Raw genomic sequence first — 1,534 nt, 5'->3', positions numbered from 1 at the left:
TACTCCAGTTGCAGATTGCTATCTGCGCTGGTCAGAGGTGGGTTTCTGAGTGTACTCGGTTGATGGGCCGTCAGTGAGGCCGAGTTCGTGACCTTGGGTGCGGCGGTGGTAGTGACAGCGCCGGGCGACGGCTTGGTGTCGGCGTCGCCACCTCGACCAGCTCAGCGCGTGGCTGGTGCGCCGGAGATGGCGGGGTGGGGGGCGGTCAATTGCCAGGAGTCGTCGGATCTCCGCCACGGTGAGCGGCGCGAGGACGCCGGAACCGTTTCTGCCGCCCCCCTTGAGTCGGCCTGGGCGGCCATGGCGGCCATGGCGGCGAGGAAGGCGTGGGCCAGCATCGAGAGGGTGATGTGCCGGTACCAGCCCGGATACCGGCGGACCTCGTACTGATCCAGGCCGCACTCGTTCTTCGCGGCCTGGAACGCCTCCTCGATGGCCCAGCGGGAGCCGGCGATGGTGATCAGCGTTGCGACAGTGGTGCCGGCGGAGGCGTAGGCGAGGTAGTAAGCGATCTCTTCGGGGCGGGCCAGGCTGCGGCGGGCCAGTACCCACCGCTCGTGGGTGGGCTGATCGCCGTCGAAGTCGGCGATGGTGGGCAGTCTGGCTGCGGCCCAGTCGTAGACGCGTGGCCCCTTCGCGCCCTGGCCGCAGGAGTGGCGCTCCCAAGCGTCATCGGGTGCCTGGGCGAGGACGAAGTCGATACGGCCGATGGCGTGGACGTGCTGGGACTTCGGCACGGCCAGGACGTAGCCGACACCGGTTTCCTCCAGCATGCGGCGAAAGCGCCACTCCTGGCCGTAGGCGGCGTCCGCCGTCACCCAGGCGATCGGCAACGGCGAGGCCAACGCCCGAGCCACCATTGCTTTGGCCAGGTCACCCTTGGTGGCGAACCCTCGCTGCTCAGGGACTTTCGCGGCGCGGCAGCGGTCGGCGTCCTGGGTCCAGGACTTCGGCAGGTACAGCTCCCGGTCCACCAACGCCCGCCCCGTGGGCGAGGTGTAGGCGGCGAAGACGCCTATCTGGCAGTTCTCGGTGCGGCCGGCGGTGCCGGTGTACTGCCGCTGGACCCCGGCCGAAGTGGTGCCCTTCTTGAGGAAGCCGGTGTCGTCGATGACGAGAACCCCGTTTGGGGCTCCGAGCTTCTCAGCGACGTATTCCTGCAAGTCATCGCGTATCTCGTCCGGGTCCCAGCAGGCCCGGCTGAGCAGGTGCTGCAACCCGGACGGCGTGGGGTGGCCAGCGTACTCGGCCAGCTGCCAGCCGTTCTTGCGTCCCACCGATCCCAGCAGGCCGTGCACGTAGGCGCGCATCCGCCGCCGCAGGTCCACCCGCCCGAACCGGTGACCGACCCGCACCAGCACTTCTTCCAGTTCCGCCGACCAGACATCGGGCTGCACATCATTTTCCACGACCAGCACAACGCCACCGCCGCACCCAAGGTCACGAACTCGGCCTCACTGACGGCCCATCAACCGAGTACACTCAGAAACCCACCTCTGACCAGCGCAGATAGCAATCTGCAACTGGAGTACTA

The 1,534-nt window shown here is 67.8% G+C and carries 2 protein-coding genes; one reads left to right on the top strand and one right to left on the bottom strand.

Going from position 1 to position 1,534, the window contains the following annotated elements; genetic code table 11:
- Window positions 1–161 precede the first annotated feature (161 nt).
- Window positions 162–1,397, bottom strand: a complete 1,236-nt coding sequence (locus ACTWQH_RS32690) for an IS701 family transposase (protein WP_443290443.1) — start codon at window positions 1,395–1,397, stop codon at window positions 162–164.
- Between ACTWQH_RS32690 and ACTWQH_RS32685 the strand changes: the two genes are divergently transcribed.
- The coding region (locus tag ACTWQH_RS32685) for a hypothetical protein (RefSeq protein ID WP_443290444.1) at window positions 1,341–1,534 on the top strand (194 nt) is incomplete at its 3' end. The two genes, ACTWQH_RS32690 and ACTWQH_RS32685, sit on opposite strands and share 57 nt — an antisense overlap.

This window comes from Streptomyces sp. 6N223 (genome assembly GCF_052246635.1).
GTDB lineage: Bacteria > Actinomycetota > Actinomycetes > Streptomycetales > Streptomycetaceae > Streptomyces.
The sequence above is the reverse complement of the archived record's forward strand: the minus strand, read 5'-3'. Positions and strand labels throughout refer to the sequence as shown.